Here is a 22,613-nt window from a genome sequence, read left to right on the forward strand (position 1 = left end):
TCACAACGACAGCGGCTCGGCCTCGACCCACCGTTCGTCGAACGCCTCTCTGAGGTTCGCCGCGAACTCGGGGTCCTTGAGATCGATCATCGCGAAGGCTTGTGCCGGGTCGAGCGGGTTCGGCACCTCGATGCACACCTCCACGTCGTCGATGAGATTGAACGTCCCCGACACCTCGCTCGCGACGCGCGCCTCGAACCCCTCGTTCGTCACGAGGCGCGCGTGGTAGTCGTCCCACACGGTCTCTGGAAGCGACTCGACGAGCCCCGGCGAGAGCAACAGGGACGCGCGGACCCCGCGGTCGAGTGCCTCGTCGAGCCGGTCGACGACCCGTCCGCTGACCTGACCGATGTCGAACTGCGGCGAGGGTGTCCCGGCGACCATGACGAGCCGCTCGTCGGCGGCCGCCAGCCGTTCGACGAGCAGATCCCCGCTCTCGTCGGGGCCGATAGCGGCGGTCCAGAACTGCTCGTCGACCGCGCCCCGCGCGTCGAGTTCCTCGGAGAGCTCCTCCACGACGGCCTCGTACTGCTCCACCTTCCGTTCGAGCTCAGCTCGTTTGTCGCCCAAGAGCCGTTCGAGCCCCGTCTCCGGCTCCACGGCGACGTACTTCTTCGGGCGGCTCGCCGCCTGGCTCCGAACGAGGCCGTCCTGTTCGAGGCCGTTGAGAACGTCGTAGACCCGGCCCATCGGCACGTCGCTCGTCCGCGAGAGCTCCTTGGCGGTCGTCGGTCCGAGGTCGAGGAGCGACCGGTACGAGCGGGCTTCGTACTCGGACAGGCCGAGGTCACGCAGTGTCGCCATACACGCCCGTACCCTCGGACAGATATAAACACGTCGTCAGTTTACTCTCGTTCTTCCGGCTCCCCGGTCTCGAGTCCACACTCGTCGGTCGATTCTCCCGGAGGCCGTCGTCGACGCCCGGCGAGGCCGCCTACCTGAGCGCCGACACCTCGGCCATCAGCTCGTCGGGCGTCGTCGCCGTGCGGCGGTCGTCGCCGACGCGGACCGCCGCGGCGTCGCGCTCGCCCGGGACGACCACCTTCTCGTGGTCGGCCACGCGGAGCGCCGCGCGGTGGAGATCCCCACCGTCGGGAACCTCGATGACGAGCGCCGGCCGGCAGAGCCGCGCCGCGACCGAGCCGTAGCCGGCGACCTGGATCCCGAAGCGATCGGTCGCGCCCGCGAAGGCCGCGACGACCTCCCGGGCGACCGTCTCGTACCTGTTCTCGCCGGTGAGCGCCGCGAGATCCAGACAGACCTCCGCGAGTTCGACGTTGCCGTCGATCGGCCGGAGCGGCCGGTCGAGCAACCCCTCGCCCGCCGCGGGACCGTCGCGGAACGAGCCGTCGTCGTGGAGCGCCTCGATCGCGTGGTCGACGACCGCGCGCGCGGTCTCTCTGCCCTCGCCGAGCACCTGCTCGGCGCGGCAAAAGGCCGCGGCGACCCGCGCGTGCTCCTCCAGGAGGCCGCGCTCGCCGGCCTCGTCGCCGTCGCGGTAGCGAGTCACGACCCCGTCCACGACGAGTTCCGCGCGGAGGTGGTCGAGCACGCGCTCGGCGGCGTCGCGCGCGGCCTCGTCGTCGGTGTACGCGGCCAGGGTGAGAAACGCCTCCGCGGCGAGGCCGTTGTCGCCGGCGTACACCGTCAGGTCGCGCCGCGGCGGGGCGACGGCCGCGCGCTCGTCGGCGGCGAGCGCGTAGTAGTCGGACTCGTCGGCGGGGCCGAGGCTTCCGCCGACAGCCCGGCCGGTCCAGAGGTCGTCGGTGAGAAAGTCCACCGTCGAACGGGCGGTCTCGCGGTAGGCGTCGTCGCCGGTGTAGAGGTAGCCGTTCGCGAACGCCCGGACGAGCGCCGCGTTCGTCGCGAGCAGTTTCTCGTGGGCGACGTCGCTCCAGTCCCGGGAGCCGGCGTAGCGGAAGAAGCCGCCGTCGACCTCGTCGAAGAGCCGTCGCTGGATCACGTCGAGCGTCGACAGCGCCTGGTGGCGTTCGCGCTTGAGGGCGAACTCGATCGTCCGGGGGAGCGGGAACTTCGCGTCCGTCCCCCAGCCGGCGAACTCGTGGTCGTACTGCGCCTCCAGTTGGCCCGCGAGGTGTTCTTCGATCCGTCCCGTGACCTCGCCCGCTGGCGTGGGGTCGCCGGCGAGCGCCCGAGGGACGCTCCCCGCGTCGCGTCCGCGCTCGGCCCACGTCTCGCGGATCCGGTCGACCACCTGTTTCATCCCGTCGGGACCGAGATAGGTCGCGCCCGTGAGCACCTCGCCCGCGGGCGTGCAGAAGACGGTCGACGGGAAGCCGCCCATGTTGTACCGTTCTCGAACCCGAGGATGGCGGTCGATGTCGACGCGGACCGGAACGTAGCCGTCCCTGACGGCGGCCGCCACCCTGGGGTCGGCGTAAGTCTCCCGCTCCATCTCGTGACAGGCGCTACACCACGTCGCGGTCAGCGACAGCAGGAGAGGGACGTCGCGCTCGCGCGCCTCGTCGAACGCGTCCGTCCCCCACTCGCGCCAGTCGACGCCGACCACTGGCTCGCTCTCGTTCGCGTCCGCGCCCGCGCCCTCGTCGTCCATGCTCGCGGGTGGGAAGTGGAGGGGTAAAGCCCCTCGGGATTCGTGTGATCCGGCGGTGGACCGGCCGGGGCCCGATGGCGACGGGTGCAGAAAGGCTATCTGTCCGGACCAGCAAGTCGACTCTATGCCGCGCACGCGCTGGATCATCGCGTCCTTGCTCCTCATCCCGCTCGCGGACGCACTGTTCCTCGTGGTCGTCTCGGACTTCATCGGGTGGAAGGCCACCGTCGCGCTCGTCGTCCTGACGGGGCTCGTCGGGATGCTGCTCGTCCGCGCCGAGGGTCGACACACGCTCCGGGCGCTCCAGCGGAAGGTCGGGACCGGCGACCTCCCGACGAACGAACTGATGGACGGCGGGTTGCTTATCGCCGCCGGGGCGTTCCTCCTCACCCCCGGACTGGTGACCGACACCATCGGCTTTCTCATCGCCGTGCCGCTCACGCGCTACCCCATCCGGGAGTTCCTCAAACGGCTCGTCGTCGAGCCGTATCTCGACCGGCGCATGGACGGCTTCGTCTCGGGGACCGTCTGGACCGCCGGCTTCCCGCAGGACGGCGGATCGCGCCCCGCTGGCGACTACGTCGACGTCGACGGCGGCCCGGTGAACGAGGACAACCGGTGACGGCGCGGTGGTGAAAGGAAACTCTTAAACAAACCAGCGCGCAACGACTGAATGCGCTCACCTGGGCCAATAGCTCAGTCAGGTTGAGCGCTCGGCTGATAACCGGGAGGTCCGCGGTTCAAATCCGCGTTGGCCCACCTCCAAAACGGACGGTCTCTGGCCGTCCGGGATGGGTGGGGAACAACTCCCCAGCCACCTAACTTCGGCTTCCACTCTCCTGGAGAGACGTCCCTCCTCGGCGACCGTCAGGGCTGTGCCGACACTGCGCTTCGTCCGTTCGTGTCACCTGTTCCGACCATCATTATCACCTGTCGTTCCGCGGTGCTAAACTTTAGGTATCACCCAACATGACGGAATCGTATGTCATCTAGAGTCGTTCTCGTGGTCGTTCTCCTCGTCGTCACGTCGGTCGGGGCCGGCGTCGCCGGTGCCGACACACCGTCGCTCTCGCTGACGGTCGACGGCGAGCAGGCGTCTAGCGGCCAGGAGTTCGTCCTCAACCGCAACCCCGACTTCGGTATCGAGGCATCGGCCGCCGAACCGATCGAGAGCGTCGTGGTCCGACTCAACGGCGAGTCGGTCCGCACGTTCTCGCCGGACGGCACGGAGTTCTCCCGGGTGTTCGTCGCACAGCTCGAAGACAACGAGCAGAACACGGTGAACGTCATCGTGCGCGACAGCGCCGGCGGTGTCGAATCGCGCCAGATCACGATCACGAAAGACGGCGTCGGCCCGTTCATCGGCTTCGAGTCGCCGTTCCAGAGCCAGCTAGGGTCGCGGCCACCGACGCAGGCGTCCGAGACGAACTCGCGGCTGACGTTCGCGGGCAGTTTCGAGGACATCACCGGCGTCGAGACGATCGCGATCGAGCGGCGGCACTTCTACACGACCCTCAACGAGGAGCGGGTCGCGACGTCGAACCAGCAGCTCAGCGACCCCGGCTCGTCGTTCTCGATGGACGTGTTCCTCGGCTACGGCCGGAACGAGATCACGATCACGATGACCGACCGGCTACAGAACACCCGGACGTACACCATCGACTTCAGGATCAACGACCGGAGCGCCCCGGAACTCTCGATGGACGAGACGCCCACGGAGATCCGGAACAGCTCGATCGTTCTGTCCGGGCAGGCCACGGACAACGTGCAGGTGGACGAGGTGACCTACTCGATCGAGGGGAGCGTCGACTCCGCGACGCTCGTCGTATCCGAAGGTGACGGTGCGGATCCGGCTCGGCAGTCGATCGACTTCGAACAGCGAGTCCCGCTCGGGCCCGGCGAGAACGTCATCCGCGTGACCGCCCGCGACGTCTCCGGCCGGACGTCGACCGTGCGCCGTACCGTCGTCTACAACGACACGGTCGTCCCCGAGATGTCGATCGCGAGCGCCGTCTCGGAGTCCGGCAGCGTCCGGTTCGACGGCTTCGTTCGGTACGGCTCGTTCAAGCGCGTCTCGGTCGAAACGGTCGACCCCGAGACGGGCGAGACGCTCGACTTCAAACAGGTGTACCAGGGTGAGACGACCGGCGGGAACGTGAGCTTCGACGAACAGATGGCGGCGGTCGAAGACGGACCGACGGAGGTCGTCGTCCGCGCCGTCGACAACGAGGACGAAGAACACGTCCGGAGCGTGACCGTCGAACCCGGGAGCCGGGTCGACGCGAGTTCGGCGTCGAACGAGGAGTCGGACGGAGCCGGCGAGCGTGACGGCGACGCCGGGACCGAGAGCGACAACGCGAACGACGAGTCGGGTGGCGGAGACAGTGCGAGTAACGGCAACGGCGGCAGCGACAACAACAGCGGCGGGGCGACGTCGACGCCCACGGTCATCCCGGGCTTCGGAGTCGGTCACGCGCTCGTCGCCGCCGTCTCGGCCGCGCTGCTCTTGGCCCGACGCCGCAACCGCTGAACCGCACAGTTCTGCTTCGACTGCTCGACTGCAGACCCCGATCTGTCGTCTCCTCGTTCTTCGCCGTCTCGCCTCGTCGGCCGTTCGGCTCCCGGTCGATTCTCCGTTCGCCATCAGGGTGGTTCTCCGTTCGACTTCCGAACCCGGCGGCCGCACGCCGTCCGCCACCCCGTTCTCGCCGGAGTCACGAGCGACCGAGAGAGGAGCGACCGCCTCTCCGTGTTCGGTGCTCTCGACGTCTCAGCCGTGGTCGTCGACGAGGCCCCAGACGGTTCCGTCGTGGTCGGGTACGTAGAGCGCCCCGTCGACCGCGGCGACGCTCGATTCGATCCGCGTCCCGGCGTCGGTGGCGTCGTCCCAGAGCGACTCGCCGGTCCGGCAGTCGAGCGCCGCCAGTCGACCGCCGTTGGTTCCGAGGAAGAGCCCCTGGCCGGCGACCGTCGGCGACGAGATGGTCATCGCGTCGAGGTCAGTCTCCCAGCGTCGCTCGATTCGCCCCTCGAGGTCGAACGCGGTGACGACCGCACGCGGCGAGGCCGACGCGCCGTCGTCGTCGTCGGTCGGCCCGCGCGCCTCGGCCGAGACGCGCCCGCCGACGTTGCTCACGACGTACGCCCGCTCGCCGTGGACCGCGGCGGACGAGACGATCTCGTCGCCCACCGCCTCCTTTCTGCGGACCGCGCCGCCCTCGGCGTCGACCACGTACAGCGTGCCGCTGCGGTTCCCGACGAGGAGCCGGCCGTCCGCGACCGCCGGACTCGCCCAGATCGGTTCGGGGCCGAGCCGCGTAGACCAGCTCCCCGCCCCGCTCGCGGCGTCGATCGCGTGCAGCGTGCCGTCGTCGGTCGCGACGTAGACGGTGCCGTCGTCGACGGCCGGCGCGGCGAGCGTGATCCCCGCTCCGGCGTCGTACGGCTCGTCCCACACTGCATCGCCGTTCCGTCCGTCGAGCGCGTGGACGGTCCCCTCGCCGCCGGCGACGAACAGTCGACCGTCGGCCACTGTCGGTGACGCGGTCGCCACTGAGCCCGGTCCGGTCACGCGTCGATCGGCGCGCCACGCTTCCCGAGCGCGCGGGCCGTCGGCGAGTCGGTAGCCGATGACCTCTCCCACCGACGTGACGACGACGACCGTGTCACGGACGACCGCGGGTGATGCGAACAGTTCCACGTCGGCCGCCGCCCCGGGCGTCGCGACCACCTCGTGATCGCCGGCCGAGCGGGAGATCGCGTGGAGCCGCCCCGCCCTGGTGCCGACGACGAGGCTGTCGCCCAGCACCACGGGCGTCGTGGTGCACTCCTCGCCGAGCGCCACCGGCTCCCAGGCGTGCGCCGGCGTTCGGACGGTCCGCCCGACGCCCGCGACGCTCCCGGTGTTCGCGGCGTCGTACCGAAACTGCGAGAAGCTGGCGTCGCCCACCTGGGCTGTCGGATCGACGCCGGCGGTTCGCTCCGGCTCTTGGGCCGGACTCCCCACGGAGGGAGTCAATTCGTCGGCGTTCCCGTCGGTCGCTTCGTCGGCGGGTTCGCCGTCCGACGCACTCGCCTCCGACCGACCGACCCCGGCCGGCTCCGTGGTCCCGACGGAGACCACGTCCGATCCCGTCGTGGACTCTGTCGCCGCGTCGCCGTCGACCGGGGGTTGCGTGTCCGGTTCGTCGCCCACCGTGGCAGGCTCTCTGGCGGTCGGTCCGTCGGCGTCCGTCGCGGGCTCACTGTCGGTCGCCGTCGTCGTCCGCCGACTCCCAAAAGGGTCGACATCACCGCCGCTGTCGTCGCCCCCCTGAACGTCGAGCCGGTCGACGGTTCCGTCGTCGCCATCGTCACCGGCCGGATAGAGGAAGTCGTCCGCGTCGCCGTCGTCGGTCGCCGGGGCCGCGTCGTCGCGTCCCGGTTCCGGCCCGCTGTCGCGTCCCGGTTCCGGCCCGCTGTCGCCTCCCGTGCTCTCTCCCCGGCCGTCGGCGCTTTCCCGCCGCGATCCGTCGGCCGGCGCTCGGGAGTCGCCGCGCGTCCCCGTGCCGGTGTCGTCCCGACGGCCTTGCTTGGGTTGTCCCTTCACGAGTTCGTCCATCATTCCGCTCCCGCTCGGCTCGTCGGCGTGCTGTTGGACGAGTTTGCGGTTCGACGGCGAGAGTCGGAACTCGGTGTCTGGAACCCGCTGTTCGAGCGTGAGGAGCGCGTTGGCCAGCCGCTTCGACCGCGGAGACGGCCGCGAGTGTGCGCTGAGGGCTTCGAGCGCCTCCGGGCCCTGGCTCGCGGCGCGGTGGGGATTCGTCTCGACCCGTTTCTCGAAGCTCCCGACGTCGAACCCACCGCTCCGTCGGCTCGCCGGTCCGGCGACACCCGTCCCGCCGACCGAGCCACGCGTCGATGTCGACGTCGACCGCGATCGGGACGGGGATCGTGATCGCCCCGACCGGCGGCGGTTCCCGCCGAGGGCGTCGCCCGCGAGGATCACACCAGCGAGGCCGACGACGCCGACGACCGCGACGACGCCACCGAACATGAATAGATCCAGCACGAGCGCCCAGTTGCCGATCAGGAGGCCGAACACCACGCCGGCCACCTGCGACGCGACGACGAACACCACGGCCGCGCCGATCGCGCCGGCGAGCAGCCCCGCCGCCTGGACCGCGAGCGCGGTCCGCGCACGGGTCGACTGCGACCCCGCTTCGAGCCCGAACTCGTCGAGCAGAGTGGCGATGTCGCGTTTCGCGCCGCCGTCACCGCCCGTCCGCTGGAGGGCGACGAGTTCGTCCACCGCCGCACTCGCCCGATCGGAGGGCGTCGGCCCCCCACCGCGACTCCCGCCGCCCAGGCCGGGGATCGAGAAGCCGGTGAGCCCGGTTACGGTTCGTTGGACCGGCGGGGTGGAGACGAGCGCAACCCCGATGACGACGGCCGACACGACGAGCACGTGCCAGCTGGTGAAGTCGAAGAGGTACTGTGGAACCGCGATCGGGAGGACGCCGTTCGCCGTCTCGGCGAGCGGGAGGTAAAAACCCTGGACGCGCGTCAGCGCCGGGAGCAGCGTCTCTGTCCCCGCTCTGACGACGACGAGCAACACCGCGAGCGGGACGAGCACGAGCGCCGTGAGGACGGCGTTCCGCTGGCCGGCGGCCGCACCCGGCACCGACGCCTCCTGTTCGTCGATCGCCAGCCCGAGTCTGTCCTCCGCGCCGGCGTCGACGAGCGCGCGCCGCATCGCCGCCGCGCCGCCGCCGACGCCCGTGGCTGGAACCGCCTGTTTCAACTCGCGGAGCCGTCGCCGTGCGAGCACCGCCCGCTGGCCGCGCGTCACCGTCACGCGGTCGGTCGACCCGGGGACGACGACCGCGTCGACGCCGGCGTGGGTTCCCGTCTCGCCCGAGTAGGTGACCGCGATGTCGAGGCTGTCGTCGAACGCCCGCCGGAGATACGACACGACGCCGAGTGCCCGGGCCTCGTCGGGCGTTCCGATCCTGATCTGTCCCTCCGCGTCGAGGAGGTACTCGAGATCGGCCACCGGAACGTCGGGGCTGGCCTCCCCCGCGGAGCCGATGGACTCGTAGAGCCGCTGTTCGTAGCCGGCGTCGTCTTCGACGCGCCAGCCGACCTCCTCGATCTCACGTTCGAGCGTCGATTTGAACGACTCGATCGGCGTCGCGGTGCCGGGGTCGAACTCGTAGTCGGCCATGAACTGCTCGGAGCCGCTCCGGACCAGCTTCACGTAACAGCGGAGCCCGTTCCGGCCGGGGTCGTAGTAGAGCAGCAGGTCGGATTTGAAGTCGCGCTTGACGGACTCTTCGGTCACGTCGGCCGCGCTGCCGCTCGAATCGAACTGGAGCCGTCCGGTGCCTGCGGAGTAGATTCTGAGTCTGGTCATTGTCAGCGTTCGAGGCGCTCGATGAGCTTGTCGGCTCGACGCAGGATGGTCGGCCGTTTCGTCGTGTCGATCGTGTAGTCCGCGTCGGTCTCCGGCGGCTCGTCGTTCGTGATCACGTACCAGAGGACGTAGACGCGTTCGAGGCCGAGCCCGCGGTAGAGCCACTCGAGTTCGTCTTCGAGCAGTTCGTCGTAGACGTACTCACAGAACTCCTCGTACTCGCGGGCCGCGAGCGAGCCCTCGTTTCGCTTCTCGAAGTCCGAGACGGCCCAATCGCCCATCGTCACGGCGACGACGAAGTCCTTGTCGCGGTCGTCGCGGTACTGTCTGGCGAGTCGCTGGTACCAGCCGAGATACTCGTTCGAATCGGGTCGGTCGAAGTCGTTCTTGACGTAGAACACGCCGTCGGAGTAGCTCCGGCTCCGGAGCGTCTGGCGGTCGAGGTCGATTCCGAGTTCGTCGGCGACCTCGCTCGCGGACTTCTCGCGACCGGGGTTGCGGACCACCTTGGCGTACGACGGCTCGTTGCCGCGGTCGATGATCGGCGCGATGAAGTCGTCGAGCGGGACGACGAAGACGATCCGGTCGGCGTGCTCGACGCAGTTGGCGACGGCGTCGGCGATGACGCTCCCGGCGATTGCCCGCCCGCGCTCGGACTCCTCGGAGAGCCGTCTGACCTCGTTGGTCGCCTCGGCCCACCCGTCGGTCGAATCGACCTCCGGGCTGCCGTAGCCGCCGCGGGAGCCGCGCCCGCCGCCGTCCGGCCCGTCGCTCTCGTCCTCGTGCTCCGACTCGCCGTCGAGTTCCTCGCGGATCTGCTCGACCTCCTGGTCGACCTCGTCGGCGTCGCTGAACAGCGAGCGATCGCCCGCCGAACTCCCCCCGTCAGTCGCGGCGGTCTTCGGCGCGACCCGGTCGACGATGTCGTCGAGATGCTCGCCCGCGTAGTCGATGGTCTGGATCGACGTCTTCTCGGGGAACACCCCGCCGCGGACGTAGTTCATCCCGAGCAGGGAGATGGTGGTGGTGCCGGTCGCCGTCGGGAACTCGCCCTTCGAGATCATCCGGCTCAGGCTGTCGACGTTGCCGTCGTAGTTGAGCGCGACGTCGTCGTGTCCGAAGTCGAGCAGCGCGCGGTGGAGGCCGCCGAACGCGGCGCTCTTCCCGCTCCGCTGTGGGCCGAGCACGATCGTTCGGTTCTGGCTCTCGTAGCGCGTGAACCGCAGGAGTCCGCCGAGCAACAGCACCGAGCCGATGATGTCGACGAACAGCGCTCCCCCGACGAAGCCGTTGAACGCGAAGGGTTGGAGCACCCATCCCTCCGGATGGGCCTGCAGGATCGGGCTGTACGCGACGTGCGCCTCCACGAAGCCGAGGACGATCATGAGCAGGGCGAGCCTGAAGATCCACCGCGGTGCCCGGGGGAACTCCGCCCTGACGCCGGGGGTCACCGCGTCGCCGGCCGTCTGCGGGCGGATGCCGCCGAGCAGGAGGCCGAGCACGATTCCCGCGACGCCGACGATCGCCGACGCGGGGCCGAACCCGGCGATGAGCGGTTGAATAAGCAGTCCCTGCCCGAGCAGGATGACGGCGCTTCCGAGCCCGATCCCCCCGACCAGAATGAGTCCCTGGCCGCGCTTGAACGAGTCGAGCAACAGCGTCACGACGAGGCCGAGCGCGATCCCCGTCGGAAGGTAGTAGAACGTCTTTACGTCGACCCCCAAGATGTTGATCGCACCCCGGAAGAACTGCCGCACCTGCCCCCACGACTCCCAGCCGCGAGCGAGCATATCGATCGAGAGGAACGCACCCACTCCAGCCAAGGCGACGTAGAGAAACAGTCGTTGCAGGCTCTTCCGGCGACGCCGCGAGAGGTTCAACCCCCCGAGCGGTCCGTCGCCCTGTCCTCGTGCCAACATGTGTTATCCAACTTTAGTCATCGTTGATAAATCCTTGCCGCCGTCTATCACGTCTGGATGACATTACAGCCGTTTTAAGACTCGTTCGATTCCCTGTGGCCCCTCCTCGTTGTCGAACGAATCGTCGACGGGGACGACGTCACACCCGCCGATCCCGAGGATCTTCTGGCCGACGAAGCCGGCGAAGTGGTCGCTGTCGAGCCGCGGGAGTCGTTCCGTCGTCTGCTCGTAGAAGCCGGAGACGCTGTTGGCTCCCGTTGCCACCACGAACACGTCGGTCCGCGGGTGGCCGCGGTACGCCGCACACAGCTCGTTGTACCGCTTGATGTACTCGGGTTCGTCTCGGACGACCGCGGCGAACGACGTCTCGCCCTCCTCGAGCGCGTACTGGTTGAGGCGGTCGGGCACCGGGGCCAACAGCACGAGCGTGTCGGCGTTGGCCACGCGGTTGACGAACCGTGCCGGGTCGGACGCGACGAGCGCACGGAGCCCCGCGGGCACGAGGAGCGACAGCGGTCGCGACAGCAGGCTCCGAACCGTGCCGAGCGGCCCCGATTCACGGTCGATCCGCGCTTCGATTCGCTTGATGTCTCCCCGCGACGGCGGGCTGTAGCTGTTCGACTCGATGACGGTCCGCCGCGACAGCAGTCCCGGCTGTGTGAACCGGAAGCTGACTGTCGACGGGCGGCTCCCGTCCACCTCGACGACGTCCGCCTCCGAATCCACGTTCTTCACGTTGGGGTAGAACGACGACCCCCCTTCGAGCGGGACCGCGTCGTACTCCCGCCAGGCGACCTGCATCGTCGCCGCGAGAAACCGCGTCTCGGCCAGCCGGCCGTCACCCTCGTCCGGGCGCACGACGAGCACGTCCGAGCGGTTGTCGTACTGGACGAACCAGCTCAAAACGACGAGGAACGCGACCGACGCCACGAGGTCGACGGCGAGCCCGTCAACGACGACCCCCACGGAGCCGAGCGATCCGCCGGTGACCGCGCCCGTCGCGCGGTCGACGACGATCGGGCTGTCGTACCGGAGGTGCCGCTCGACGAAGCCGACGAGGGTCGCGACGACCGCCGTCGCGTACAGCATCCCCGGGGCGAGCGGGAACTCCCGACGCCCCGTCTTCTTGTTCTGCTGCCCGCTGAGCACGCCGGCCCCGCCCGCGACGACGACCCCGCCGAGGAGAAACGGCGTCAGCGCTACCCACGAGACGGTCCCGATCCACTTGTTCATGCCCGCGAGCGTGACGACGCCGACGGGCACCGCGGCCAGCAGGACGACGCCCTGGACGCGCTTGTAGTCGTCGAGGCCGAACAGCAACAGCCAGCCGACGACGAGCCCGACGGGGAACACCACCGCGACGTCGATGTCGACGCCGAGCGTCGTGGTGACGAACCAGACGAGGTTGAACACCAGCTCCTGTTCGTCCCACGCCTCGCCGAGCATGCGCGTCACCGGGACGATGGTGACCAGCGTGACGACCACCGAGGCGACGACGAGCCGCCGTTCTGTCAGCAGCGAGTCCGTTCCACGCCCCATCTGTCAGGACCGGTTGTCGGTCGCGCCGGATCCGTCACCGTCGGTGCTGAGGTCGGGGTCGGGCTCCGGCTCCGGTTCGGTGGTCGACCCGTCGGGTCCGTCGGCTCCCCCGGCGTCGGTTCCGTCCGTGGGATCGCCCGCCGTCGACGCGCTCGCCGGGCCGCCGCCGCGGTCGCCGACGAGGTCGATCGTGCTCTCGAAGTCGGTGACCTCGACGTAGTTGGAGACGAGGTACCGCCGGAGTTCGCCCTCGTTACTCGCGATGAGCCGGTTCCGGTCGTGGACGTCGTTCATGTTGAGCAGGTCGCGGCGGACGAGATACGCGCCGCGACCGTACTCACAGAGATCGGCGTCCTTCCCGTCGATCCCGTGGGTGTGCCGGACGATGACGCCCTCTTCGAGGGAGTTCTTCTGCTTGAGGTAGCGCGATCGGTAGCCGCTGTCGCCGGTGACCACGTCGATGTTGTCGAGGAAGACCCCGCCGACGAACGTCACCATCGAGAGGTCCCACGGCCCGCCGAAGCCGACGCAGTGTTGCTGGTAGCCGTCGCTGCCGGCCGGCGTCCAGATGTTGGCCCGGAGCTTGTCCTCGACCCGGTCGAGGCCGCCCGGACTCTCGCCCGTCTCGAACATCGGGCTCATGAAGACGGTCTTGAGCCGGTGTTGGTCGTACTGTGGGCTGGCCATCGAGCCGTCGTAGCGGTTCGGATCGCCCTGGATCGTCCGGGTCAAAAGCGGGAGCCGCTCGTCGGCGCTGGCGACGTTCCGCGCGAACTCCTCCAGTGACCGGAGCATGTTCCGCCGCTCGTTCGACTCCCAGAGCTTCGCCTCCCCGATGTCGTCGTACCGCAGGAGGGACTGGTCGCCCGCCGGCGGCACGTGCTTCGTGTAGGTGTACTGGTCCCGCGTCGGTGCCTCGAACGTCGTGTCCAGTTCGGTCGGCCCCGTCCCCCCGTGGGCGAAGCGCTTGCCGTCCTCGTCGATGAGCGTCCGGAGCTCGTCGTACCGCTGCTGTTCTCCCCGGAGTTCGTCGAGTCGGTCGGTGACCCGCCGTTCGACCTCCGCGACCGGCCCGCGGTAGGCCGTGTCGAACCCCTCGTACACGACCCCCGGCTCGCCGACACCGTCGGCGGACGCACAGAGCCGGTCGAGGAGCGCCGACGCCGTCCGGTCGGCTACGTCGTCCTCCAACTCCGACCGGAGGTCGCCGGGGAACTCGGCGACATCGCCCGGCCAGGTCACCTTCGGTGTCCACTCGGGGAGGTGCCGCTCGATGACGTCAACGTCGAGGAACTCCGCCATCGTCGACGCCTTGATCTCGATGTCGTGGAGCGCGCTGCGGTACGACTCCTCGATATCGTCGAGGAGCCGCGCCCGCTCGTCGATCAGGTCGTCGGCGCGGGCGGCGAAGTCGGGGCCGATGAACGAGCAGTCGAACTCCTCGTCGAAGTCCGTCAGCGCCACCAGGTCGTTGTCGAGCGACGCCGCGGTGTACGAGTACTCCTCTTCGAGGTCGCCCGTCCCCTTGAGGAACCGGGTGAACGTGCTGGACTCGATCTCCTCTTTCTTCAGCCAGTACGCCTTCGCCTCGCGCAGGCCGTGGTTGAGGTTGCTCTTGAGCTTGCTCGCGTCGACCTCGTCGAGCCCGACGTCGCGGAGCCGGCTGTTGAGTTCGTCGAAGTCGGTGAAGGCAAACGGCGTGGGGTCGAGGTCGTCGGTCCGTTCGGCCTGGTTGATGTGGCTCACCGCCTTGTCGACGGCGTCGTCGAGGCCCGCCAGCAACGACTGGATACGCTCGGCGTTCTCGTCGAGCGAGACGAGCCGCTCGATGTCCCCTTCGACGCCCGTCCGCCACTCGCTCTGGCGCGCCTCAATGCGCGGGGCGAGCACCTCGCTGTCGAACTGATCGAGGCCGGCGAGCTGTTCTTCGAGGTCCTCGGTGTCGTTCGAGACCGTTCCCTGCGTGCGTTTGACCTCGGGGACGGTCATCGCAGAGTCGACGTTCTGGTCGAGCGCCGCACGCAGCCCCGTCTTGAGGTCCTCGTCCTCGACGAGGTGGACCGTCCGCAGCAGGTCGCTCCGGCGCTTGATCGCCTGCAACTCCCGACGGATCGTGCGTTCGAGCCGGCGGAGGATCTCGTCGCCGGAGTACTGCTGTTCGACGGGCTCGAGTCCGCTCATCGCCGTCGCCGGCACCTCCGTGACGATCTCCTTGCGCAACTCGGCGTCCTTCATCGTCTCGTTGCGGTCGCGGATCTGTTCCTCGCGCTGGGCGAGCGTCTGCCGCCACTCCAGCGCCGGCGTGTAGTCCAACTGCTCGAAGACGTCCTCCTCGAGCACGTCACGGAACTCCTCGAGCCGGCCGTGCAGGTCGCTCGCCTCGTCCGTGTCGAGGTTGAACAGTCCGCTCCGCGGGACGCCGCCCGAGGAGACCGCCTCGAGGTCCCGCGCCGCCTCCTCGCCGTCGAATTCCCGGCGGACGTACTCCTCGACGGCGTCGTAGAGGGCGTGTTCGGTCTCGAGCGCCTCGTTCTTCCCCTCGATGTACGCCTCGACGGCGTCCTTCGCGTCCTGCGTGTCGGCGACGGCGTACCGGAGGATCTGCGGCATTGCGAGCACGAACGGTGCGTGTTTCTGCGGCCCGCCGAGCATCGACGTGTTCATGGTGTCCACCATGTTCGACTCCATGTTCTGGTGGGCGATGATCGACTGGATGATGCCGTCGTAGAACTCGTCCATGTCCGGGTTATCCGCGATCACCGGCCCGAACGGGTAGAGGACGATGTTGTCGAACGGGTTCTTCTCGCCGTTCGACCCGGTCAGGTTCACGTACTCGAGCTCGGAGAGCACGGCGTGTGCGTTGGCACGTTCGTCCGTCGACTCGCCGCGGCCGGGCGTCACACCGAACAGGTGGATGCGGTTCGCGTCGGACTCGGTCGACAGTCGCTTGGCGATGTCGAGGAACATCCCCGACCCCGTCCCGCCGCCGATGCCGACGATGATGTAGACGTCGCCTTCGGCCTGCCGGATCACCTGTTTGAGCTGGGAGTTGTTCGCCCAGCCCGCGTCGAACAGCGCTTTCGACAGCGCCCGTCGCCTGATGACACCCTCCTTGTACTCGTTCAGCTCCGACAGCATCGCCTCGTTGGTGTTCGAGCCGATCCACCAGGCGTTCAGTCCCGAACCCGAGGCGACTTCGCGGACCGTCCCCTCGGCGGTCAGCCCCGCACGCGTCGTGTAGATCGAGTCGGTGTCCTCCAGCGGATTGATGTACTCGATCTCCGTCCAGATGTTCGTCGGTGAGCGACCCAGCTCCTCCCCCCGACGGTCGATCCGGTCGTTGAGTCGGTCGACGGTCACTAGGTCCTGTTCTTTCTCGTCCTCCGCCGTGTCGACCACGTACGCGCTGACCTCCTGGACGGTCCCCGACCGCTCCTCGAGGATCTCGTCGAGGATCCAGTCCCTGCTGAACATGTTGTAGACCACGGACTTCCCCGCCATCCCGAGCCCGATTATCGTATCGGGAAGCTGACACCTGACCTGGTCGGTGGCCTTGTTTCCTTCGTTCGAGGTGGACATTGTCCCACACCTCTATTGACTGGCTAATAAGTGTTGGGCGACGGTTATCATCTACCTAAACCACGCGCCCGGTTGCGTTTCCGCCCCGGTCGGCCACCCGGTCGTTCGGGGTCCGACGACGGCCGCCGCGGCCGCCCTCGACTTCGTCGTCACCGGTCGACAGCGTTCGTCCCCTGGGCAAGTCGTGTGCCGAAACGTAACTCGACTTGTATTAGGTAAATTCTTATTGCACTCTTTCGTGGGTGTCTACATGTCCGCACGACACGTCGTCGTCTTCACGCTCTCGGTCGTGCTCGTGGCGGCGGTCGTCCCGCTCGGCGCGGGGCCCGCGACCGCCCAGGAGTCCGGTGGCTGTTCGTTCCCCGTCTCGGAGACCGACGCCACCGGCACGACCGTCACGCTCTCCGGTTCACCTGACCGCATCGTCACGCTGAATCCCAGCGCCGCCCAGACTGTCTACGAGATCTCCGCCTCGGACGACCCCGCCTGGGACCGCGTCGTCGGCGTCTCGCAGTTCGCCTCGTACCTCCCCGGGACGGCGGGGAAGACGACCGTCGGAAACGGTCGCTCGGACGCGACGGTCGAGCGAACGGTCGCGCTCGCGCCCGACCTCGTGCTCGCCCCGAACACGATCCCCGATCCCACCGTCCAGCAACTTCGCGACGCGGGGCTGACGGTGTTCAAGTTCCGTCCCGCGGACTCCATCGACGGCGACGCTTCGGCATCGGGAACGACGGTCACCGAGAAAACCCGGCTCATCGGCCGCCTCGTCGGCGAGTGTGACGGTGCACGCGACACCGCCGACACGATGGAGCGCGAACTCGACATCGTCCGCGACGCGCTTCGCGACGAGGAGCGCCCGAAGGCGCTTTATTACTTCTTCAGCTTCACGGCCGGCTCCGACACGTTCATCGACGAGATCATCACGACCGCGGGCGTCGAGAACGTCGCCGCCGCGGGCGGAGCGAACGAGGAGCAGTCGAGTGGCTTCTTTGTCGTAAACGCCGAGACGGTCGTCGCCGAGGACCCCGAGTGGTTCCTCCTCAACAGCAACGAATACCGCGAGGCGCGGGTTCCCGCGGGACCCAACGGCGCGTTCACCGAGACGACGGCGTACGAGGAGGATAACGCGGTCGTGCTCGACGCCAACGAGATCTCACAACCGGCACCGCGGGTCGTCAACGCCGTCCTCGACGTCGTGAAAGTCGTCCACCCCGAGGCGTACCGCGAGGAGATCCGCGGTCGGCTCGATCGGTCCGAGGAGCCCGGCGGGGCGAAACAGGTCCGGACCACGGCGCTCGCGGACGGCAGCGTCCGGCTCGAAGCGCGCAACCTCGGCCGTGACAAGCGGGTGAGCTTCTCGGTTCCCGACCGGCCGAACGCGACGGTCCAGTTGCAACGGGTCAACGTCTCGTTGGCGAACCTGAACCCGACGTTCACCGTCGACGTTCGGTACCCCCGTGCCGACGACGGGCCGACTCCGCTCGACGGCACCCGTGAGCTCGCCCGCTTCTCCATGGACGCCAACGGACTGCCGAACGAGGACATCGATCGACTCCGCGTCCGCTTCGTGGCGACCGAGAGCGCGCTCGCGGCACGGAACGTCTCGGCGGAGAACGTCACGCTCTACCGCCACAACGGGTCGTCGTGGGCGGCGCTCGAAACGCGGGTCGTCGGCTCGCAGAACGGCTCGGTCGTCTTCGAGACGACGTCGGCGACGCCGGCGACGTTCTCGGTCGCCGTCCCCGAGACGACGAGCGCACGGGCTGTCACGGCGACACCGACCCCAGAACCGACGCCGACCGCGACTTCGACGACGGAGCCCGCGACGACCCGACCGACAGCCGCACCACCGTCGACGACGGTGGCCGACACGACCGGGACCGACGCCCCCGGCTTCGGCGTCGTGGCCGTGATCGCGGCGCTGGTCGCGGCTCTGGCCGTCGCACGCCTCGATTGAACCGGGGGAAGTAGGCACGGCTTACGCTCGTTTTGTGCCCGATCTGGGCTCGATTTGTCTCGAGCGCCTGTCGTTCGGTTATCAACACTCGCGTGCGCGAGAGCCTGATCTGATCGCCCCCTTTCGTCCCGTCTTCCTCTCGGTCCGACTCCCCGCCGCTGTCGGAGGGAACGTTTCATGTCCCCGGCGGTCCCCCAGCCGAGTACACGATGCGCCGCCGCCGCTTTCTCGCCGTCGCGTGCTCGGTGGTCGCGGGCTGTGCAGGGACGGACTACCGCGCCTCGGGCCCACGAACGCTCCCCCCCGAACCGCCGACTGAGTCGTCGTCGACTGCGACGGTCGACCCCGTCGAATCGCGTGCACAGGCGGTCACGCGACCGCTCAACGAGGTGTACCGCGTCGTCCGCGGACCGCTCGCGAGGTTCGAGTTCGACGACGTCTCGCGAGACGACCAGTCCGCAGCACGGACGTCGCTCGCGAACGCTCGCGACGCGGTGACGACGTTTTCGGCGGCAGTCGACGAGATCCCACCGCGGTACCGCTCTCTTTCGACGCTCGTGACGATCCACGAGCACCTCCTCGACGCGCTCACCACCGCCGTCGAACTCCACTCGTCGCTCGCGACGCTCGCTGACGATTCCGTTGACGACCCACAGGGTCGACTCGACACGCCTCGCGCGATGACGGCGACCCTCGCGGCGCTCGCGAGCGATCTCACCGACGTCGTCGAGACCGACCCGACGATGCCCCGATCAGTGTTCCTCACGACCGATCGCACGCGCGCACTCGCCGCGACGCTCGACGCGCAGTCGACGGCTATCGGACGCTTACTCGACGTGGTCGAGCGCGAACTCGCCGCTTCGCTCGACTGGCGCGCGGGGCTGGCGGCGTTCGAGCGTGCGGCGTTCGCCGACGCCCGTGCGAACTTCGACACGGCGCGCGAGGAGTACCGCGCCGCGGAGCGACTGCTCGACGGCGGCCTCGGGACCGACGGCTCGTTCGCCGACCTCACGGACCGTCGGTCGTGCGTGGCGACGGCGGGGGTGGAGGCCACTTCGGTCGCTCGACGAGCAGCGACCGAGGCCGACGCGGGCGACGCCGAGCGCGCGGCGCGACTCCTGCGGACGGCCGAATCCACCCGGAATCGGTGTTCGAGTTGAACGGTTCGGTCGCGATACCTCTCTGTGAGCCGAAATCACGTCTGACACAAGAGCTTTATGGGCCGACTAAAACCCACGGATGGCGACCGATTTGGCACCTGTTCGCACGCCGAACGTATCACACAAAACTTATTACAGAACCGCTCCCGGTTTGCGGTGTACCCCTACCCATGGTGGCAACAACGAGTATCGCCGCTCACCCGCAGGGTGGTCGTGCGAGAAAGGTGCTGTCGCCGACTGCAATCAATAACCCATGACAGACAACAACAATAAGATCCGCGCTGTTGTACTCGCAGCGCTGATGGTTCTCTCCGTTTTCGCGGGGACCATCGCGTTTACCGGTACAGCGGCTGCGACTCTTAACAGCGTGTCCGGTGCATCTGCCGGAGACGTTACTGCTAACGCAGCAGGCACGACACACACGGTAGAGTTTACAACTGAAATTCCCGCAAGCAGTACGGGCAACGTCGTAGAAATCGACTACGCCGCTGGTAATGTCACCAGTGTTAGTACTATCTCGCTCAGTGACCCTGACGGGGGTACTAACGCGAGTGACGTGAGTGTTTCCTCGTCGCCGTCCATTCCTGCAAGTGGGACGACAACGTTCCAGTTCGAACTGGACGATACTGCTGACGCTGACCCCGAGACGGTCACTGTTAGCTTCGACGTCACGCACGACCTGTCGGCTGTCGGTGCAACGTCCGGCGTTGGAATCGATATCAACGACGGCGCCGGCGGCGCCACGGACGGCACCACTACGTTCGATGTTGTCGCTGACGACCGACCAGGTGGCACCATCACGGACACCGCGTACCTCGGTGAGTCGGGCGTCGACCTCCGTGGCGTCTCGGGTATCTCGGGCGCGGCGGGCGACTCGGCGACCCTCTACGGTGTCGCCGGTGAGGCCGACGGCTCGACCGCCTCGGTCTCCGACATCACGAACGCGGACATCTCCGAAGACAACGACTTCACCACCGGCGGGTACAGTACCGCCAGCGGTGACGACACCGTCGAACTCTCGGTCATCGAGCCTAGAGTCACCGACGCTACGATCTACCGGGGCAGCGACGACTCCGGCGCTGACGTCACCGACGGCTCCATCCTCACCTCCGACGACACGATCACCGTCGAGGGTGAGTTCAACTTCGAGGACGCCGAAGCTCTCGACATTACCATCGAGGACGAGGACGGTCTCGAAGTCCAGACCCAGCTGAGCGCCTCGCCCAGTCAGATCACCACCTCTGGTGGCGATGTCACGTTCACTGGTCTGACCGACCTCGACACGGGCGAGTACACGGTCACGGTCGAGGGTGAGGACGACCTCGACAGCGCCTCGCGCTCGGCCACGTTCTCGATCCGTGACGAAGACCAGACCATCAACCTCGCCGAGTCGACGCTCACCAAGGGCGACAACGTCGTCGCCACGGTGACCGGTACGCCCGGGCAGATCGGCCTCGTCCGCATCGCCCAGGACGACCTCGACGACGCGAACGGCACCGCGGACAACACCAACGCGTCGAACGTCTTCGCTAACACCGGCGACGTCGTCGGCATCAACGGCACCCAGGACGTCGCGGGCTACTCGGGTGACGAGTACGTCGGCGCCTTCGTCGACCTCGACGACGGCGGCGAAGCTTCGGTCCGCGTCGACTCGAACTACCTCGACACTGCGACGATCGACGTCGAATTCGTCGAGACCGGCATCTCGAACGCGAACACGCCCCTCACGATCGGTGAGGTCGACAACGCGTTCACCAACGACTCGGACGCTGACGCCGAACTGACCGTCGAGGACAAAGAGATCAACATCACGTCCGCCCCGAGCGTCGTCCGCATCGGCGAGGAGTTCACCCTCGAAGGGCAGGCTCCCGAATCTGACGACGTGAAGGCGTACGCCCGCATCGACAACGACTACGTCCCGCTCGAGGACGACAACGGTGACGCCTCGACGGACAACGTCGACTCCGACGGCAGCTTCTCGGTCGACATCGACTCGGGTCAGTACATCGACCTGCCTGACTCGTACCGCATCGCGCTCGTCGCCGACCCGACTGACGACGTCGCCACGGCGACGCTCGGCGTTACGGGCCCGGGCAACTCGGTCGACTCGGACGACTACTCCGAGTTCGAGACGACGACCACCACGACGGTCCGGACGGTCGAAGGTGACCTGACGGCTCAGCTGTCGACGTCGGCCATCGCGGCAGACGTCGGTGACGAAGTCACCCTGTCGGGCACGGCGCTCGGCCAGGGCGACGAAGTGCTGGTCTACATTGTCGACCCGCGCGGTGACTTCCTCGCACTGAACGCCACGGACGGCGTCGCCACGATCGACGTGGACGAAGAGGAATTCGAAGAGGACTACGCGATCTTCAACCGGCGTGGGACGTACACGTTCATCATCGTTGGCCAGGGCCGCGACGGCCAGTTCAACGACGGGAACGAGCGTCTCGACCCGACTGACCTGAGCGGACTCAGCACGACGCCGCAGCAGGCGGTCGCGCTGATCAACGACGAGTACACTGGCGCGGGCTCGGACGACCAGCTCGTCGAGCTGACGCTCCAGGCGCAGAACCCGCAGCTGACGATCGACGACTTCACCACCGACGGGCAGGTCGCCCAGGGTGAGGTCACGATCTCGGGCACCTCGAACCGCGAAGACGAGACGACCGTCTTCATCGAGGTCCTGGGTCAGAACGACAACGTCGTTGCATCCCAGGAAGCCGAAGTCAACGGCTCGAACAGCGAGTGGGAAGCCACGCTCGACATGTCGGACGTCGAGACGGGGACCTACACGCTGCGCGCTGACGACGACGAAGCATCGGCCGAACTCGAGTTCGAGCTGGTGAGCGAACTGAGCACGCCGACGGAGACGCCGGCTCCGGACACGGAGACGGAGACGCCGGCTCCGGACACGGAGACGGAGACGCCGGCTCCGGACACGGAGACGGAGACGCCGGCACCTGAGACGGAGACGACGACGTCGACGTCGACGCCCGGCTTCGGTGCGATCGTCGCACTCGTCGCGCTCATCGCCGCGGCACTGCTGGCGATCCGCCGCGACTAATCTGAACCACGACTGACCGGCGATACCGGTCACTGCGGTTCGCGGTTCCATTTTTGACGGGCGCTCACACCGCCAGTGACGACGATATGCGATCGACGTCGCTCCTAATCGTCCGTCGTCGATCGGACTGCCACGAGCCGACGTATCGTACTCCGACTACGTCGGAGGTGAGTCGTTCCGAGGACGAACGAGTCGGTCTGTCGATCCCTCGCGGTCGTGTCGCGGTCCCGTCGGACGGATCGCAGTCGGCTGATCGTCTCGGTGCTCGGAGCCACGGACGGCCTATGCGCGGTCTCGAGAATCGAACTCGGCTCCGGAACTCTCGTCCACCGGTGAACGCCTTCGTGTCGCCGCGCACCGCTTATGCCTCTCGCACCGCTAGTGAGAGTGATGAGTAACGAGGATCACGACGAGCGCAAG

Annotated in this window: 11 protein-coding genes and 1 tRNA gene; 6 read left to right on the forward strand and 6 right to left on the reverse strand. The window is 68.0% G+C overall.

Annotation, left to right across the window (positions count from 1 at the left end):
- Complete coding sequence (locus tag NKJ07_RS19275; RefSeq protein ID WP_318568405.1) at positions 1-804, reverse strand: TrmB family transcriptional regulator; 804 nt, start codon at positions 802-804, stop codon at positions 1-3.
- A 130-nt stretch (positions 805-934) separates the two neighbouring features.
- Complete coding sequence (locus NKJ07_RS19280) at positions 935-2,575, reverse strand: DUF255 domain-containing protein (RefSeq protein WP_318568406.1); 1,641 nt, start codon at positions 2,573-2,575, stop codon at positions 935-937.
- A 124-nt stretch (positions 2,576-2,699) separates the two neighbouring features.
- Here NKJ07_RS19280 and NKJ07_RS19285 point away from each other — a divergent pair, with 124 nt between their 5' ends.
- From NKJ07_RS19285 to NKJ07_RS19295, 3 genes are all read left to right on the forward strand, one after another.
- A complete protein-coding gene (locus NKJ07_RS19285; protein ID WP_318568407.1) occupies positions 2,700-3,197 on the forward strand; it encodes an FxsA family protein in 498 nt (165 codons plus the stop codon).
- A gap of 63 nt (positions 3,198-3,260) precedes the next feature.
- A tRNA-Ile gene (locus NKJ07_RS19290) sits at positions 3,261-3,334 on the forward strand.
- 223 nt (positions 3,335-3,557) lie between these two features.
- Positions 3,558-5,105 carry a PGF-CTERM sorting domain-containing protein gene (locus NKJ07_RS19295; RefSeq protein ID WP_318568408.1) on the forward strand — a complete coding sequence of 516 codons (1,548 nt, stop codon included), beginning with the start codon at positions 3,558-3,560 and terminating at the stop codon, positions 5,103-5,105.
- A 240-nt stretch (positions 5,106-5,345) separates the two neighbouring features.
- On the opposite strand, the gene NKJ07_RS19300 is transcribed toward NKJ07_RS19295, so the two are convergent.
- The 4 genes from NKJ07_RS19300 to NKJ07_RS19315 form a co-directional block, all read right to left on the reverse strand.
- Positions 5,346-8,969 (reverse strand): outer membrane protein assembly factor BamB family protein, encoded by a 3,624-nt coding sequence (locus NKJ07_RS19300; RefSeq protein WP_318568409.1) that lies wholly within the window; start codon positions 8,967-8,969, stop codon positions 5,346-5,348.
- A 2-nt stretch (positions 8,970-8,971) separates the two neighbouring features.
- The gene (locus NKJ07_RS19305) at positions 8,972-10,888 is read right to left on the reverse strand and encodes a hypothetical protein (protein ID WP_318568410.1); all 1,917 of its coding nucleotides are present in this window, start codon (positions 10,886-10,888) and stop codon (positions 8,972-8,974) included.
- Positions 10,889-10,951: 63 nt separating this feature from the next.
- Positions 10,952-12,427, reverse strand: a complete 1,476-nt coding sequence (locus NKJ07_RS19310) for a hypothetical protein (protein WP_318568411.1) — start codon at positions 12,425-12,427, stop codon at positions 10,952-10,954.
- Between the two features lie 3 nt (positions 12,428-12,430).
- Positions 12,431-16,006, reverse strand: a complete 3,576-nt coding sequence (locus tag NKJ07_RS19315; RefSeq protein WP_318568412.1) for a tubulin-like doman-containing protein — start codon at positions 16,004-16,006, stop codon at positions 12,431-12,433.
- 250 nt (positions 16,007-16,256) lie between these two features.
- On the opposite strand from NKJ07_RS19315, the gene NKJ07_RS19320 reads away from it, so the two are divergent.
- The 3 genes from NKJ07_RS19320 (at position 16,257) to NKJ07_RS19330 (ending at position 22,193) form a co-directional block, all read left to right on the forward strand.
- Positions 16,257-17,966, forward strand: a complete 1,710-nt coding sequence (locus tag NKJ07_RS19320; RefSeq protein WP_318568413.1) for an ABC transporter substrate-binding protein — start codon at positions 16,257-16,259, stop codon at positions 17,964-17,966.
- 209 nt (positions 17,967-18,175) lie between these two features.
- Positions 18,176-19,126 (forward strand): hypothetical protein, encoded by a 951-nt coding sequence (locus tag NKJ07_RS19325; RefSeq protein WP_318568414.1) that lies wholly within the window; start codon positions 18,176-18,178, stop codon positions 19,124-19,126.
- Positions 19,127-19,379: 253 nt separating this feature from the next.
- Positions 19,380-22,193 carry a beta strand repeat-containing protein gene (locus tag NKJ07_RS19330; RefSeq protein ID WP_318568415.1) on the forward strand — a complete coding sequence of 938 codons (2,814 nt, stop codon included), beginning with the start codon at positions 19,380-19,382 and terminating at the stop codon, positions 22,191-22,193.
- Positions 22,194-22,613: the final 420 nt, after the last annotated feature.

The sequence above is a fragment of the Salinigranum marinum genome (assembly GCF_024228675.1).
Lineage (GTDB): Archaea > Halobacteriota > Halobacteria > Halobacteriales > Haloferacaceae > Salinigranum > Salinigranum marinum.